16 protein-coding genes are annotated in these 14,935 nt (G+C 40.5%); 7 read left to right on the forward strand and 9 right to left on the reverse strand.

Going from position 1 to position 14,935, the window contains the following annotated elements:
- Nucleotides 1-2 precede the first annotated feature (2 nt).
- The 6 genes from secG to rlmE form a co-directional block, all read right to left on the reverse strand.
- Nucleotides 3-335 carry a preprotein translocase subunit SecG gene (gene secG, locus RDV63_RS14370; RefSeq protein ID WP_313910184.1) on the reverse strand — a complete coding sequence of 111 codons (333 nt, stop codon included), beginning with the start codon at nucleotides 333-335 and terminating at the stop codon, nucleotides 3-5.
- A gap of 2 nt (nucleotides 336-337) precedes the next feature.
- Nucleotides 338-1,081, reverse strand: coding sequence for a triose-phosphate isomerase (tpiA, locus tag RDV63_RS14375; protein ID WP_313910185.1), 744 nt, complete (start codon nucleotides 1,079-1,081; stop codon nucleotides 338-340).
- A 95-nt stretch (nucleotides 1,082-1,176) separates the two neighbouring features.
- Nucleotides 1,177-2,511, reverse strand: a complete 1,335-nt coding sequence (glmM, locus tag RDV63_RS14380; RefSeq protein ID WP_313910186.1) for a phosphoglucosamine mutase — start codon at nucleotides 2,509-2,511, stop codon at nucleotides 1,177-1,179.
- Between the two features lie 3 nt (nucleotides 2,512-2,514).
- Nucleotides 2,515-3,348: a dihydropteroate synthase gene (folP, locus tag RDV63_RS14385; RefSeq protein ID WP_313910187.1), complete on the reverse strand. Its 834-nt coding sequence runs from the start codon at nucleotides 3,346-3,348 to the stop codon at nucleotides 2,515-2,517.
- An 83-nt stretch (nucleotides 3,349-3,431) separates the two neighbouring features.
- Complete coding sequence (gene ftsH / locus RDV63_RS14390; RefSeq protein ID WP_313910188.1) at nucleotides 3,432-5,360, reverse strand: ATP-dependent zinc metalloprotease FtsH; 1,929 nt, start codon at nucleotides 5,358-5,360, stop codon at nucleotides 3,432-3,434.
- Nucleotides 5,361-5,417: 57 nt separating this feature from the next.
- Nucleotides 5,418-6,047: a 23S rRNA (uridine(2552)-2'-O)-methyltransferase RlmE gene (gene rlmE, locus RDV63_RS14395; protein ID WP_313910189.1), complete on the reverse strand. Its 630-nt coding sequence runs from the start codon at nucleotides 6,045-6,047 to the stop codon at nucleotides 5,418-5,420.
- Between the two features lie 83 nt (nucleotides 6,048-6,130).
- Between rlmE and yhbY the strand changes: the two genes are divergently transcribed.
- Nucleotides 6,131-6,427: a ribosome assembly RNA-binding protein YhbY gene (yhbY, locus tag RDV63_RS14400; RefSeq protein WP_313910190.1), complete on the forward strand. Its 297-nt coding sequence runs from the start codon at nucleotides 6,131-6,133 to the stop codon at nucleotides 6,425-6,427.
- A 93-nt stretch (nucleotides 6,428-6,520) separates the two neighbouring features.
- Here the strand turns inward: yhbY and RDV63_RS14405 are convergent, their stop codons facing one another.
- Nucleotides 6,521-7,387: a pirin family protein gene (locus RDV63_RS14405; RefSeq protein WP_313910191.1), complete on the reverse strand. Its 867-nt coding sequence runs from the start codon at nucleotides 7,385-7,387 to the stop codon at nucleotides 6,521-6,523.
- Between the two features lie 194 nt (nucleotides 7,388-7,581).
- Here RDV63_RS14405 and RDV63_RS14410 point away from each other — a divergent pair, with 194 nt between their 5' ends.
- The 6 genes from RDV63_RS14410 to RDV63_RS14435 all read left to right on the forward strand — a co-directional run bounded on the left by RDV63_RS14410 (nucleotide 7,582) and on the right by RDV63_RS14435 (nucleotide 12,468).
- On the forward strand, nucleotides 7,582-8,436 hold the full coding sequence (locus RDV63_RS14410; protein ID WP_313910192.1) for a pirin family protein: 855 nt from the start codon (nucleotides 7,582-7,584) through the stop codon (nucleotides 8,434-8,436).
- Nucleotides 8,437-8,457: 21 nt separating this feature from the next.
- Complete coding sequence (locus RDV63_RS14415; protein ID WP_313910193.1) at nucleotides 8,458-9,666, forward strand: bifunctional alpha/beta hydrolase/OsmC family protein; 1,209 nt, start codon at nucleotides 8,458-8,460, stop codon at nucleotides 9,664-9,666.
- 44 nt (nucleotides 9,667-9,710) lie between these two features.
- On the forward strand, nucleotides 9,711-10,019 hold the full coding sequence (locus RDV63_RS14420; protein WP_313910194.1) for a hypothetical protein: 309 nt from the start codon (nucleotides 9,711-9,713) through the stop codon (nucleotides 10,017-10,019).
- An 11-nt stretch (nucleotides 10,020-10,030) separates the two neighbouring features.
- The gene (locus tag RDV63_RS14425; protein WP_313910195.1) at nucleotides 10,031-10,909 is read left to right on the forward strand and encodes a LysR family transcriptional regulator; all 879 of its coding nucleotides are present in this window, start codon (nucleotides 10,031-10,033) and stop codon (nucleotides 10,907-10,909) included.
- Between the two features lie 121 nt (nucleotides 10,910-11,030).
- Nucleotides 11,031-11,726: a pirin family protein gene (locus tag RDV63_RS14430; protein ID WP_313910196.1), complete on the forward strand. Its 696-nt coding sequence runs from the start codon at nucleotides 11,031-11,033 to the stop codon at nucleotides 11,724-11,726.
- 13 nt (nucleotides 11,727-11,739) lie between these two features.
- A complete protein-coding gene (locus RDV63_RS14435; protein WP_313910197.1) occupies nucleotides 11,740-12,468 on the forward strand; it encodes a sulfite exporter TauE/SafE family protein in 729 nt (242 codons plus the stop codon).
- A gap of 20 nt (nucleotides 12,469-12,488) precedes the next feature.
- Here the strand turns inward: RDV63_RS14435 and RDV63_RS14440 are convergent, their stop codons facing one another.
- Both RDV63_RS14440 and RDV63_RS14445 read right to left on the reverse strand, forming a co-directional pair.
- Nucleotides 12,489-13,346 (reverse strand): GGDEF domain-containing protein, encoded by an 858-nt coding sequence (locus tag RDV63_RS14440; protein ID WP_313910198.1) that lies wholly within the window; start codon nucleotides 13,344-13,346, stop codon nucleotides 12,489-12,491.
- A 199-nt stretch (nucleotides 13,347-13,545) separates the two neighbouring features.
- A complete protein-coding gene (locus RDV63_RS14445) occupies nucleotides 13,546-14,736 on the reverse strand; it encodes a nuclease-related domain-containing protein (protein WP_313910199.1) in 1,191 nt (396 codons plus the stop codon).
- Between the last annotated feature and the right edge of the window lie 199 nt (nucleotides 14,737-14,935).

Here is a 14,935-nt window from a genome sequence, read left to right on the forward strand (position 1 = left end):
GGTTAATTTCCGACAGGAATATCACTAACAGGTTCTTGTTTAACTGGCTCAACTTGCTCAGTTACCGGCACAGATAAATCTTGCCATTCATCAACTTTCTTAGTTTGACCCGCAGTATAATTACCTAAAATAATGCTGACAACAAAAAACACTGTTGCTAATAAAGTTGTTGTTTTAGTTAAAAAGTTACCAGTACCAGAAGAACCAAATACGGTTGCTGATGCACCGGCTCCAAAAGCTGCACCCATATCGGCACCTTTACCATGTTGAATTAACACTAATCCAATTAAGCTCATGGCGACTAATAAATACACTACAATTAAAATTTCGTACATGCTTATTCCTGTGCACTACTGCAAATTTGCGCAAATTCTGCTGCTTTAAGGCTAGCACCACCAACTAATGCGCCGTTTATATCTGGCTGGGCAAACAAGGCTGAACAATTTTCGCCATTTACGCTGCCACCGTATAATAATTTTATTTCCGTTGCTGCTATGGAATCTAGTTGAGCTAAATGCGCACGGATAAAAGCATGTGTTGCTTGTGCTTGTTCCGGAGACGCTGACTCACCTGTTCCTATTGCCCAGATTGGCTCATAGGCGATTACTGATTTTGCTAGCAATTCGGGCTGCGAAGCATACACTGCATCAAGTTGCTGCGCAAGAACCTGCTCGGTTTTTTCTTGCTGTCGCTGCTGTATTGTTTCACCAATACAAAGAATAGGTGTTAACCCAGCCTGTACAGCAGTATTAACTTTTGCTGCAATCAGCTCATCAGTTTCAGAATACAGTTCTCTGCGTTCTGAATGGCCGATTATAACATAACTTACTTCAGCTTCTAATAGCTGCGCAGCACTGATCTCACCGGTATAAGCACCTGCTTGGTGCTGGCTAACATTCTGAGCACCTAGCTTAAAGTTACGTTTTGCTGCAAAACTGTGCAATAAAGTTAAAGGCGGGCAAATAACGACATCAACTCCAGTTAAGCTGTTAACAGCTAAAGTATCACTCATGGTCGCAACTAGTGCTGCTGAACCATTCATTTTCCAGTTAGCTACCAGTAGCTTATGTTGAACTTTCATATCCTTTCCTTAACCTTTTATTTTACCGGCGCGATACTAACTAAGACGCCTAAGACAAACAATACCTAAAATAGCATTAGCGCTTTAACTAGCAGTTAACTGGCTATTTTCACGGCATCAGCTATTTGTTCGGCATAATTGCGAACAACAGCTTCATCTTCGCCTTCTACCATCACTCGAATTAGCGGTTCAGTACCACTTTTACGAATTAACACCCGTCCTGCGCCATTTAATTTGCTTTCCACATCAGCAATTACTTCTTTTACATGATTGTTTTCTAGTGGTGCTGTGCCTTTTTCAAATTTCACATTAACCAGCACTTGTGGCATCTTTTGCATGCCACGACTTAATTCAGCTAGAGATAAATTCGCTTCTATCATAGCGTTTAGCACTTGTAAGGAGGCAATAATACCATCGCCGGTGCAGGTATAATCTAAATTTAAAACGTGACCTGAGTTTTCACCACCGATGCGCCAATCATGCTCACGCAGCAACTCCATAACATAGCGGTCACCAACATTACTACGAACAAAGGGAATATCTAATTCTTTAAGGGCTAACTCTAAGCCTAAATTACTCATTAAGGTGCCAACAACACCGCCTTGCAATTTACCTTGGCTTTGTGCAGAGCGAGCAATAATATAGACAATTTCATCGCCATCTAGCACCTTACCACTATGGTCGACCATCATTACCCTATCGCCATCGCCATCATAGGCAATACCTAAATCTGCTTGTGAATCTAAAACTGTTTGTTTTAATAAATCAGTATGGGTAGCACCACATTCATGGTTAATATTAATACCATCTGGCGAAGCGCCAATAATAACGACTTCTGCGCCAAGCTCTTTAAATACTGCTGGGGCAATATGGTAAGTTGCACCATGGGCACAGTCGATAACAATTTTCATGCCGCTTAATGATAAGTGGTTTGGCAAGTGGCTTTTACAAAATTCGATATAACGACCAGCCGCATCTTCAATTCGCTTAGCTTTACCTAACTTTTCTGACGGCTCACAAATCATGGGTTGTTCTAATTCACGCTCAATTGCCAACTCAACTTCGTCAGCTAATTTAGTCCCATCTGCCGAGAAAAACTTAATGCCATTATCATAGTAGGGGTTATGTGAAGCACTAATAACAATACCAGCCTCAGCACGGAAAGTTCGGGTTAAATAAGCTACTGCTGGTGTTGGCATAGGGCCAAGTAAACGGACGTTTATTCCTGCTGCAATAAGCCCTGCCACCATAGCAGTTTCGAGTAAGTAGCCTGAAATGCGGGTATCTTTACCAATTAATACTTTGCGAGTTCCGCGTTGTGATAATACTCTTCCCGCTGCCCAACCTAGCTTCATAGCAAATTCAGGCGTTATTGGGAACTCACCTACTTTACCGCGAACACCATCAGTACCAAAATATTTTCTGCTCATCTATTATGCTCCATGCCGTACTGCAGTGGCGATCTGCACTGCTTGTACAGTTTCTTTAACGTCGTGTACTCGAATTATTTGTGCTCCAGCTAAAGCAGCAATAGTGGCACAAGCCACACTACCAACCAGTCTTTCTGTTGCTGGCACACCTAATAACTGACCAATCATTGATTTGCGTGACATGCCAGCCAAAACTGGCATACCCAACTGAATAAGTTCTGTTAGCTGTTGTAACAGTTGATAATTATGACTTAAGCTTTTACCAAAACCGAACCCAGGATCTAAAATAATATTTTCTGGCAATACCCCTGCTGCAATGCATTCTTTAACACGTTGCTGCAAGAACTGTTTTACCTCTTGCACTACATTTTGATAACTTGGCTGCTGCTGCATAGTGCGGGGCGCACCTTGCATGTGCATTAAACACACCGGAACTTGGCTAGCGACTGCTACATCTAAAGCACCTGGTTCTTGTAGTGCCCGAATATCATTAATTATATCTGCGCCAGCTTGAACTGCTTCTGCCATCACTATAGCTTTGCTGGTATCTATAGAAATAACACAGTCAAAACGTTGTCTAATAGCCTTAATAACGGGGATAACTCTAGCTAACTCTTCGTCTGGGGCTACCTCTGCTGCCCCTGGTCGAGTAGATTCCCCCCCTATATCAATAATACCGGCACCGTCAGTTAGCATTTGCTCGGTTTGCCGTAATGCAGCATCTAAATTGCTATAGCTACCACCATCAGAAAATGAATCTGGGGTTAAGTTTAAAATTCCCATAACTACAGGCCGCTGCAAACTTAACTGACGCTGTCTAGGCAGTGATAACAACATTTAATCTCCAATAGATTATTCGCTAAATTAACAGTAAAAAAGCCCCGAAATACCGGGGCTTAATTAATATTACAGACTTTAGCTTAGTGTAAATTACCTTCTGAAGGCTTATCATTCACTGTAACGCTATCAGTATCACTGCTAGTGCCTTTACTGTCATCGCTATCGTCATTTGTCGGCTTATCTCTTGGCTCCCAGTTTTCTGGTTGACGAACTTCACGTCTTGCCATTAAGTCATCAATTTGTTTAGCATCAATGGTTTCATACTTCATTAATGCATCTTTCATGGTATGTAACACATCCATGTTTTCTTCAATCAACTTTTTAGCACGGTCATAGTTTCGGTCAATAAACTCACGAATTTCAGCATCAATAGCTTTTACCGTTTCTTCAGACATATGTTTATTTTTAGATACTGAGCGGCCTAAAAACACTTCACCTTCATCTTCTGCGTATAGTAGTGGTCCAAGTTTCTCTGAAAAACCCCATTGGGTGACCATTTTACGGGCTAAATCAGTTGCGCGCTCAATATCGTTCGAAGCACCTGTTGTAACTGATTCAAAACCATATATAACTTCTTCAGCAATACGACCACCGAACAATGAGCTAATCATGCTTTCTAAATGACGCTTACTGTGCGATACCCGATCTCGCTCAGGTAAATACATAGTGACACCTAAGGCGCGACCACGAGGAATAATGCTAACCTTATACACAGGATCATGCTCTGGCACTAAACGACCAACAATAGCGTGACCTGCTTCATGATAAGCCGTCATTTCTTTTTCTTTCTCTGTCATCACCATAGAGCGGCGTTCTGCACCCATCATGATTTTGTCTTTGGCTTTTTCAAACTCATCCATCGATACCACCCGCTTATCAGTACGGGCAGCAAAGAGCGCGGCTTCGTTAACTAAGTTAGCTAAGTCAGCACCAGAGAAGCCTGGAGTACCACGGGCAATAACAGAAGGCTCGACCCCTTCGCCTAGTGGCACTTTACGCATATGCACTTTTAAAATTTGCTCACGACCTTTAACATCAGGTAAACCTACTACGACTTGACGGTCAAAACGGCCAGGGCGCAATAAAGCTGGGTCTAAAACATCTGGACGGTTAGTTGCTGCAATAATAATAATACCTTCATTACCGTCAAAGCCATCCATCTCTACTAGCATTTGGTTAAGTGTTTGCTCACGTTCATCATGGCCACCACCTAAACCAGCACCACGTTGACGGCCTACAGCATCAATTTCATCGATAAAGATAATACAAGGAGAAGCTTTTTTCGCTTGCTCAAACATGTCACGAACCCGCGATGCACCCACACCAACAAACATTTCAACGAAGTCTGAACCAGAAATAGTAAAAAAAGGTACTTTAGCTTCACCAGCTATAGCTTTAGCTAATAAAGTTTTACCTGTACCCGGTGGGCCCACTAATAGAATACCTTTAGGGATACGGCCACCTAATTTCTGAAAGCGCGATGGATCTTTTAAATAATCAACCAGCTCTGACACTTCTTCTTTAGCTTCATCACAACCAGCAACATCAGCAAAGGTAGTTTTAATTTGGTCTTCGCCCATTAAGCGTGCTTTACTTTTACCAAATGACATAGCGCCCTTACCGCCACCGCCTTGCATTTGACGCATAAAGAATATCCAGACACCAATTAACAATAACATTGGGAACCAAGAAATAAAGATGGTCGCTAACCAGCTATTTTCTTCAGGTTTAGTACCTAGGGTACTGACATCATTTTTAATCAGGTCATCTAACAGTTTATCGTCATATCCAGTAGGGATTACGGTTTCAAAGCGCTCCCCACTACGTTTAATACCCGTAATTACACCCGTGCGTTCAACTTTAACCTCACGGATCATCCCTTGGTTTACCTCTTTGATAAACTGAGTGTAGTTGGTTTGCCGCTCGCTTTTATCATTAGGCCCAAAGCTGTTGAATACTGACATTAATACGACAGCAATCACCAACCAGACAATTAGATTCTTTGCCATGTCACTCAAGGTTATAACCTCTTCATTACCAAAATTTATAAATTCCCGACTACTTTACTAAATTTTGAAGCCGGTCGCCACGATATATGTCTCACGTGAACGTGCACGTGATGAATCTGGCTTACGTATTTTTACTGTGGTAAAGGCTGCGCGCACATCTTTAACAAATTGCTCGAAACCATCACCTTGAAACACTTTAACGACAAAACTACCATTTTTCTTCAATACGTTATTACACATATCGAGGGCTAATTCGATCAAGTACATAGATCGTGCCTGATCAGTAGTATCATTACCACTCATATTCGGCGCCATATCAGATAAAACAACATCAACATTCTTACCTTCAATACGACTTAATAAGGCATTTAACACTGCTTCTTCCCGAAAGTCACCTTGTAAAAAGCTTACTCCATTAATAGGATCCATCGGTAAGATATCACAAGCTATCACTGTGCCTTTATCACCTACAACACTAACACTATATTGCGACCAACTGCCCGGAGCAGAACCTAAGTCAACAACCGTCATGCCCGGTTTAAACACTTTATCTTGCTGTTGGATCTGCTCTAGTTTAAAGGCTGCACGTGAACGTAAGCCTAATTTCTGCGCTTTTTGCACAAAATGATCAGCAAAATGCTCTTGTAACCAGCGGCTTGAGCTTGCTGAGCGTTTTTTCTTCGTCATGCCATCACTCTTAATTAGTGTTATCGCTTAGATGGCGTTACAATAGCCAAAATTCAAGCGTCTGTAGCGGAAATAGTCATTTTATGAGTTTAACTAACAAACAAATACAATTTTTAAAAGCAAAAGCACATGAGCTTAAGCCTGTTATTTTACTTGGTAACAACGGTCTTACCGAAGGTGTTATGGCCGAAATTGAAACTGCACTTAATTTTCATGAATTAATTAAAATTAAAGTGCCAACCGCAGATCGTGAACAAAAAGCATTAATTATGGATGCCATTGTTCGTGAAACTAAAGCGGAACAAGTTCAAGCTATAGGTAAAGTTCAAGTTATCTATAGACCAAGTAAAGATAAAAAGATTCAATTGCCTCGCGGCTAAAGTATAACATTGCTGCAAACATAAAAAGCGCTTATCGGCGCTTTTTTACTTTCTTGGCTATAATTTTTGCTTAAATACCTAAAAAGTTTTGCTTTAACTAGTTAAGACACCATTTTGATAGTCATGGATGGCTTGCTCAATTTCAGCCGCCGTGTTCATTACAAAAGGCCCATACTGCTTAATAGGTTGGCGTAATGGTTTACCAGCTATAAATAAAAACTTGGCCTCCTCGTTATTGTTATTAGTAATAATCAGCGAGCCAGAGCCGGTTAATAAGCTTAAAGTTTTTTCTTTATTAAGAGTGCCAACACTGCCAATACGGATTGCACCACTATAACTATAAAGCATGGCGTTAAGTTGTTCTGTTATCGGTAGGCTAATGGATTGTTGTGGCGCTAAACTAATGTCTAAATAGATAACTTCAGTATCAGCAATACTAAAAAAACCTTGCAACTGAATATCATTAACCTTAATTGCCCCAGCAATTGCTTTAACACTAAAGCCAGTAAACTGCTGCCAAGGAATATCTTCTGCTGCTATATCCTGATAGTGCGCGGGAATCAGCTTACGTTCAGCCGCTAAATTAACCCATAACTGAAAACCATGCATGCGACCTTCTGTTTGCTTGGGCATTTCTGAATGGATAATACCTTTACCCGCTGTCATCCACTGCACGCCACCATCTGCAAGCAAACCGACATTACCTAGATGGTCACGATGTTCCATTTTACCTTGTAGCATATAAGTAACAGTTTCAAAGCCTCTATGCGGATGAGCAGGAAAGCCTGCTATATAATCAGCAGCTTGATCTGAGCCAAACTCATCAAGCATTAAAAACGGATCAAATCGCTCTAACTGAGCGCCACCAAACACTCGTAGTAATTTCACCCCAGCGCCATCAGAAGCAGGACGCGCTACCAACTGTTGTTGTACTTTTACTTCCGTTGGATTCATATTCATTTATTAATCCTCACTAGGTTGTAACTTAATGATAAACACTCTAAATCTTAGATTGTTAATGTCTATTAAAAAAATGGCCATAGACTGTGGTGATACAGGCATAAACACTCTAGTATTCTTTAACAGAGAATGTAAGTAGATAATATTAGCATATTCGTTACTCTAATAAGAATGATAGATAGGAGACTCACTTAATGGCTAAAATTCTTAAAGCAAAAGAGCATGACATTGGCGGTTTAAATGTTAAGCGCGTTTTACCTCATCAAGAAAAGCGTATGGTTGGTCCTTTTATCTTTTTTGATCAAATGGGCCCAAATAACTTCCCTGCTGGTCAAGGTATTAATGTTAGGCCGCATCCGCATATTGGTTTATCTACTTTAACCTATTTATTTGCCGGGAGCATTTTGCACCGTGACTCTTTGGGTAATAACTTAGAAATTCAGCCAGGTGATGTTAACTGGATGACAGCGGGTAAAGGTATAGTGCATTCAGAGCGTGAGAGCTTTGAAGTTCGCGCTAATCCGCATGAAATTAGTGGTTTACAATGCTGGGTTGCCCTACCACAAGCCATGGCAGAATTAGAACCAGCCTTTAGTCATACTAAAAAAACTGACTTACCGCACATTACCCATGAAGGCGTTATGATGCGTTTAGTGGTTGGTGAGGCTTATGGCTTAAGTTCGCCGGTTAAAACCTACTCACCTATGTTTTATATTGATGTTGTTGCCAGTAAAGGCAGTGTTATTACTCGCCCTAACCCTGATCAAGAAATGGCTATTTTCACTATTTGTGGCGAAGTGACCATTAACGGTGAAACCTTTGGCGCGAATGAGTTTATTTTAATTGAGCCAAATGATAGCGAAATTGAGCTTGCAACCGATGGTCGCTTTGTCATGTTAGGCGGTGAGCAATTCGAGCAAGTGCCTTTTATTTCTTGGAACTTTGTTTCTTTTAGTAAAGAGCGTATTAAGCAAGCTGAAGACGATTGGAAAAACGGTCGCTTCCCAACTATTCCAGGCGACGACAAAGAATTTATTCCACTTAAGTAATTTCAACAAAAGGGTGATTTCATGAGAAAGCAGATAACATTTTTAAGTAACGGCATTAGCCTTTCAGGTTTGCTGGAGTCACCCGCCACCGAGGTTAAAGCCTATGCGATATTTGCCCACTGCTTTACCTGTGGCAAAGATATCGCAGCAGCTAGTCGAATTTCCCGTGCTTTAGTTGCCAAAGGTATTGCTGTTTTACGCTTTGATTTTACCGGTTTAGGTAATAGCGATGGTGACTTTGCCAATACCAACTTTAGCTCAAATTTGGCTGATTTAACCGCAGCTGCCGAGCATTTAAGCCAGCATTACCAAGCGCCACAGCTGTTAATTGGCCATAGTTTAGGTGGTGCTGCTGTGCTTGCTGTGGCAAATAGAATACCGTCAATTAACGCTGTTGTTGCTATAGCGGCACCAGCAAAAGCGGAGCATGTTATTCATAACTTTGCCGATAGCCTAGACACCATAAAGCGTGATGGCGTCGCTAAGGTTCAATTAGGCCCAAGAGAATTTAGCATTCAAAAGCAGTTTATTGATGATGTTACAAATAATAGCCAGCACAACTTTGATCTTAAAGGCAAAGCCGTGTTGCTGTTGCACAGCCCCGTAGATACTGTCGTTTCTATTAACCAAGCTGAACAAATTTACACTAGCGTTAAGCACCCTAAAAGCTTTATTTCTTTAGATAAAGCTGATCACTTTTTATCTAACAAAGCAGATGCAGAATACGCGGCAACGGTTATCAGTGGCTGGGCCGATAAATACCTAGAGTACGATACAACCCCTAGCGATAAGACACCGCCTGTCAGTAAAGGCAGTGTGCTAGTGTCGGAAAAAGATCATAACTTTACCCTAAATGTTAGTAGCGACAGCCATTTTTGGTTAGCCGATGAGCCCAAAGCTGTGGGTGGCCAAAATTTAGGGCCTGATCCTTACGAGCATTTATTAGCCGCCTTAGGCGCCTGCACTGTTATGACGATGCGTATGTATGCTAAGCATAAAAAACTGGCCGTTGATAATATTAGCGTTAGCTTAAGTCATAGCAAAAATTATCATCAAGATTGTCAAAACTGCGAGCAGCAAGATGGTCGTGTTGAGCTTATAACCAGAAAAATAACGATCACTGGCGATATAAGCGATGAGCAAAAACAACGCCTGCTCGCTATTGCTGATAAATGCCCTGTTCACAAAACCTTACACAGTAAGCTGCTTGTTAAAACAACAGCGGACTAAAGGCAACGCAAGCGACAAATAACAACCAAAAGTAAGAGGTCTAGATGCTACAAATTGCCTTAATATATTTAGCCGCAGCCATAGTGGCCATTCCTATTGCTAAACGGCTTGGCTTAGGCTCGGTGCTAGGTTATTTACTTGCCGGTAAGTTGTTTTCAGAACATGACGAAGAATCTTTGCATAAATTAGCCCATTTATGGGGTGATGATCGCAGCTATGGCATCGCAGTTAAACAGCGCTTAGAAGATTTACAACAAGTGCTTACCGACGATAAACAACAACAGCAGCAACTTAATGCCTGCAAAGAGCAACAAGGCGATCTAAATAAGTCAGCTACGCCAGCCAAGCGCTAAAGGGGAAAGCAATGCTTAGGGTAACACTTGAGCAATGGCGCATGTTTCGCGCCGTAGTTCAATATGGCGGCTTTAATCAGGCCGCCCAAGGTATTCATAAAAGCCAATCGAGTATCCATAATGCCGTGGGTAAAATAGAAAGTGGCTTAAACGTAAAGCTGTTTGAGATTGAAGGCAGAAAAACTGTACTCACAGAAGCCGGTGAGCTTATGTTAAGACGGGCTAATTTCTTACTAGATGAAGCCGCTAAGCTAGAGATTGTTGGCCAAACCCTAGGCCAAGGTACAGAAGTGAGTTTGCGCATAGCCATTGATGAAATGTTTCCGCATACACTGCTTTATCAAGTTTTAGAAAGTGTTTCATCGCAATACCCTATGCTACAAATTGAGCTTGTGGAGTCGGTATTAAGTGGTGCCTGCGAATTAGTTGATAATGCAGAAGTTGATATTGGCATCTCCCCTGTTATGTTAAAAGATGGTTTTAGTGAACAACTGTGTCAAATTAATTTTATTGCCGTTGCTAACCCTGGACATGCTTTGCATAGCCTTAACCGTGAATTAACGGTAGAAGATTTAAAAAGCCATCGCCAAGTGGTAGTAAGGGACTCAGCCTTACTGAATAAAAGCAATGCTGGCTGGTTAGGTGCCAATCAGCGTTGGACAGTTAGTCACTTACGCACTTCTATCGATATGATTTGCAAAGGTTTAGGCTTTGCTTGGCTGCCGCTAAGTGCTATTCAGCCAAAGCTAGATAATGGCGAATTAAAACCCTTACCGTTACGCCATAATAGCCAGCGCTCAATGCAACTACATTTAATCTTTAAAGATGGCGACAACCTAGGCCCAGCTGCCAAAGCTTTTTTAGCAGAATTAAGATACCGCTGCGAATAGCAACCCAGTTAGAATTACAATCATTCGTTTAAATAGAATGACATGAGTTTTTTTTACTAATTTTAACCGCATATAACAAACGTTAAACTAGCTTCATGGTAATAAATGAAGGAATTCAGAAATGAAATATATTAGACGTTCAGCAGATAGAGGTGCGGTAAACTTAGGTTGGTTAGAAAGCAAGCATAGCTTTTCTTTTGGTAGCTACCATGATCCTAAGCATATGGGAGTTTCGGCGCTTCGGGTAATTAACGACGATATGGTGATGCCTGGCCAAGGTTTTGGTACTCATGGTCACCGTGATATGGAAATTATTTCTTATGTTACTGAAGGCGCGTTAAAGCACGAAGACAGTGAAGGCAATAAGCATATTGTGCCTGCAGGTGATGTGCAGCGTATGAGTGCCGGTAGTGGTGTAATGCACTCTGAGTTTAACCCCTCAGATACCGATAAAGTGAAGTTTTTTCAAATTTGGATCCAACCTAATAAAATGGGTATTAAACCAAGTTATGAACAAAAAACCATCCCACAAAATGGCCAGCTAACACCCTTAGTTACGGCGACTGGTGAAAATGGTACTTTATCGTTAAACCAAGATGCGAGCTTATCGCGATTGGTGTTAAAGCAGAATGATACTTTTAACCTAACACCCGGTGATTACATTGGCTATTTACACTTAGTTAAAGGCCAACTTAACGTTGCAGGTGAGTCGTTCTCTGCAGGTGATGCTTTTGCCATGGAGCCTAAGCAAGCCTTTGAATTGCAAGCTAGCTCTGATGTAGAAGCCCTGTGGTTTGAATTACCCGCAGCAAGATAGGTAAAACGCGACAATGGATATAACAACCTTAGTATTAATAGCCTTTGTTGTAGTACTAATTGGGATATCAAAATCTGCGTTTGCAGGGGCACTTGGCGTATTCGCCGTGCCCCTTTTAATGCTTAAACTGCCCGCTAGCCAAGCTATAGCCTTAATGCTGCCCTTATTAATTATTGGCGATGCTTTAAGTGTCAAAAGCTTTTGGCGTAAATGGGATAATAAGTTGTTATTACCGCTTATACCTGGCGCTATTGTTGGGGTTATTATTGCCTATTTAATTATTGATATAATTAATGCCAACCACCTTAGGTTTATTATTGCTTTTATTTGTATTCTTTTTGCCATAAGAAATATTCTATTTAAGCAAAGCTCTCTTCGTTTTCTAAGCAATAAAATTGGCGCGGTTATTATGTCTATGCTCTCTGGCATTACCAGCAGCTTAGTTCACGCCGGCGGCCCACCTATTATTATTTACTTTACAGCTATAGGGTTAACCCCAAGCAAATTTGTTGCTACCGCTGCTATCTTCTTTGCTAGCATGAACCTGCTAAAGCTTGCCGCTGCGCTATCTTTTGGCTTGTTAACGTCAGAAACAGTGCTAACTGCCCTGCTGTTTTTCCCATTAGCCTTCGTAGGCAACTGGATTGGCGTTAAAATAAATAACGCTATCGATAAGCAGTTATTTTTAAAGGTCATGAATTACTTGCTGTTAATGTTAGGTTGTTGGTTATTAATAAAATAATAACGCTTTAAGCTAATGGTTCAGCTTTCACTAAACACGGCACAATCGCGGCCATTTGCTTTGGCTTGATATAGCGCATCATCAGCCCGTTTTAGCCAGCTATCAATAGTGCTACCTTCAACCCAGTTAGCAACGCCAAAGGATACAGTTACTGACTCACCATCTGGATTTTTAAGTTCATGTTTAATCGTTTTTCTAAGGTTATCAATAAATACTTGTTGCTGCTGTTGAGTAATATCTGGAATTAGCAGCACAAACTCTTCACCACCAAAACGATATAATTGGTCATATTTCCGGATATGTGCTTTGGTGATCCTGACCAGACTCTGCAACACTTGGTCACCAACGGCGTGGCCATATTTATCATTAACTTTTTTAAAATGATCTAGATCTAACATAGCAAGTAAATGCTGATTCCCCTTTCGTTCAGCGCGAGATAAAGCTGCTGCCAGATCTGAATTTAATGCTCGGCGATTTAAAGCCCCTGTCAATGGGTCAGTCGTGTTTAGTCTAGCCAATAACAGCAGTTGTTTATTACCGTAGTTAGCATAGAAAAATGCACATAATGACAGCATTAAACTAGTCATAATGTATGAATCTATTGGCACTACATCAAAAACATTAGGTAAGTTTACTAACACAGAACCCGTAATAAAGCTGATAACTAAAGCTTCATAAGGTTTTACTAGAAAAAAACTGACAGCACAAACAGGATAAACCCACAAAAAACTATTAATGCCGTTGGCAGCAGTAATACTTAATGCACCTGCATTAATTACTACTGCTAGTATCGCACTCGACACTCTGATCTTACCGGTACGATGGGCATATAGCACTAACATTAATATGCCTAACAACATGATTAAATCAATAATCATGGCTACAATATTATCTTGTGTATAACGTATAAATACAAAAGGAGTTATACCTAAAACAGAAACGGCACTAAATACCTTTAGTATTGATAATTGCAGCTTTTCTTGTGATGTATTTATCTTAATATCCCCATAGTTATAGACATTATGATAAAGCTAAATAAGCTCTACAGTTGCTTTAAGTCCCTAGCCAAACGACACTCTAGTGATCGGCACTAGCTTGCTTGAGCTGTGCAGCAAAACGACTTAGCTGCTCTTCAGTTAAGCATGGTTCAACAAACTGCTTAATAAAAATTGGCACAGTATCAAGAAAGGTAATATTGATTGATATATCAGATTCAAATTTAGCTATCCGACTAAATGCCGCTACTGAATGTACTGTTTTAGCTTCTTCAACCCCTTGTAACTGTAACAGCAGCTTTACTGCCTCCACACTTTTGAAGTTTTGATGCAGAGGGTTCATTAAGTGTTTTGTTCTGCCAAGGTATTGTCGGGTCCAGTTCGCTTTATTTGGTTCGCCTGAGATACGGCCACGTTCCCCTTTAACTGTTATAACAAAAATACCATAGGGGCTAAGTACTAAGTGATCTACTATAACCAGCTCATCTTTGGCGGTACGTAATTTCAATTTACGAAAATGCTGATACTCACGTGATAAGCGCCAGCGTAAAATTCTATTTAATTTATATTCTGCAAATACCCCTTTAAAACCAGGTAAATTTAGCCCTAACCAAGTTGTTAATAAAAATATCGTCAGTAAAAAGGCAAAAATATTCGCTATTATCAAGGGTATATTATTAATAGCTTTGTCTAATAACTCGGGAAAGCTAGCAGACATTAAACTAGACACCCTGTCCTCAGTAGATAACGACTGAGGACTGGTTGTTTCAACCTCGACTATAGGTTCTGCAACACTTGCTTGTCCTTTAGTAGTAGGCTTTGCTAATTTAGTTTCTACATTTTCAACGCTAGCTTGTGATTCAGCTGACAATGCAGGTTCTTTATGCTCTAACACTGTCTCTTTTTTGTTAATTGGCTCGGCATTAGACTCAGTACTAGCTTCGCTGGTTAGCTCAGCCTCAGCTACCAATTCTGTTTTAGTTTTAACATCTGCTTTAGTTTCAGTCTGTATTTTTTTTATTGCTGGTTCAGGCTTTTTTGTAACTGCTTGTTCATTAGTTACAGCCGGATGGGATAAAAAACTAACTGGATTGCGGCAATATTTTTCATATTCACGTGAAGCGTTACGATAATTACTGTTTTGTTTTTGATTACTAAAGCGGTCTATTTGTTGTTGCAGCATAATGCAAGCGCCTTCAGTGTATTGCTGTTGGCTATACACCTGTGACGATAAAAACAATAGCAGCGATAAAACCAACAACAAATAGCGCATAAATTATCTCTAAATAAATCAATACCTATGCTAGCAGTAACAATCATAATAAACATCTTTTAATATAAATCTCAATCATTAACTAGTCATACTGTATGTATAACTTAGTTAGTAAATAACCTTGCTGTAAACAGTTACAATTATTTTCAACTGATTGTTGGCTTCAGCTATTTATAAGCTGGGTTAACTAAGGTATAAC

Origin of the sequence: Rheinheimera sp. MMS21-TC3 (genome assembly GCF_032229285.1) — a bacterium.
Lineage (GTDB): Bacteria > Pseudomonadota > Gammaproteobacteria > Enterobacterales > Alteromonadaceae > Alishewanella.

Bases quoted from the DNA above. Each gene is read 5' to 3' on its own strand.
- secG (WP_313910184.1), bottom strand. From the start codon at position 335: ATGTACGAAATTTTAATTGTAGTGTATTTATTAGTCGCCATGAGCTTA.
- tpiA (WP_313910185.1), bottom strand. From the start codon at position 1,081: ATGAAAGTTCAACATAAGCTACTGGTAGCTAACTGGAAAATGAATGGT.
- glmM (WP_313910186.1), bottom strand. From the start codon at position 2,511: ATGAGCAGAAAATATTTTGGTACTGATGGTGTTCGCGGTAAAGTAGGT.
- folP (WP_313910187.1), bottom strand. From the start codon at position 3,348: ATGTTGTTATCACTGCCTAGACAGCGTCAGTTAAGTTTGCAGCGGCCT.
- ftsH (WP_313910188.1), bottom strand. From the start codon at position 5,360: ATGGCAAAGAATCTAATTGTCTGGTTGGTGATTGCTGTCGTATTAATG.
- rlmE (WP_313910189.1), bottom strand. From the start codon at position 6,047: ATGACGAAGAAAAAACGCTCAGCAAGCTCAAGCCGCTGGTTACAAGAG.
- yhbY (WP_313910190.1), top strand. From the start codon at position 6,131: ATGAGTTTAACTAACAAACAAATACAATTTTTAAAAGCAAAAGCACAT.
- RDV63_RS14405 (WP_313910191.1), bottom strand. From the start codon at position 7,387: ATGAATATGAATCCAACGGAAGTAAAAGTACAACAACAGTTGGTAGCG.
- RDV63_RS14410 (WP_313910192.1), top strand. From the start codon at position 7,582: ATGGCTAAAATTCTTAAAGCAAAAGAGCATGACATTGGCGGTTTAAAT.
- RDV63_RS14415 (WP_313910193.1), top strand. From the start codon at position 8,458: ATGAGAAAGCAGATAACATTTTTAAGTAACGGCATTAGCCTTTCAGGT.
- RDV63_RS14420 (WP_313910194.1), top strand. From the start codon at position 9,711: ATGCTACAAATTGCCTTAATATATTTAGCCGCAGCCATAGTGGCCATT.
- RDV63_RS14425 (WP_313910195.1), top strand. From the start codon at position 10,031: ATGCTTAGGGTAACACTTGAGCAATGGCGCATGTTTCGCGCCGTAGTT.
- RDV63_RS14430 (WP_313910196.1), top strand. From the start codon at position 11,031: ATGAAATATATTAGACGTTCAGCAGATAGAGGTGCGGTAAACTTAGGT.
- RDV63_RS14435 (WP_313910197.1), top strand. From the start codon at position 11,740: ATGGATATAACAACCTTAGTATTAATAGCCTTTGTTGTAGTACTAATT.
- RDV63_RS14440 (WP_313910198.1), bottom strand. From the start codon at position 13,346: ATGATTATTGATTTAATCATGTTGTTAGGCATATTAATGTTAGTGCTA.
- RDV63_RS14445 (WP_313910199.1), bottom strand. From the start codon at position 14,736: ATGCGCTATTTGTTGTTGGTTTTATCGCTGCTATTGTTTTTATCGTCA.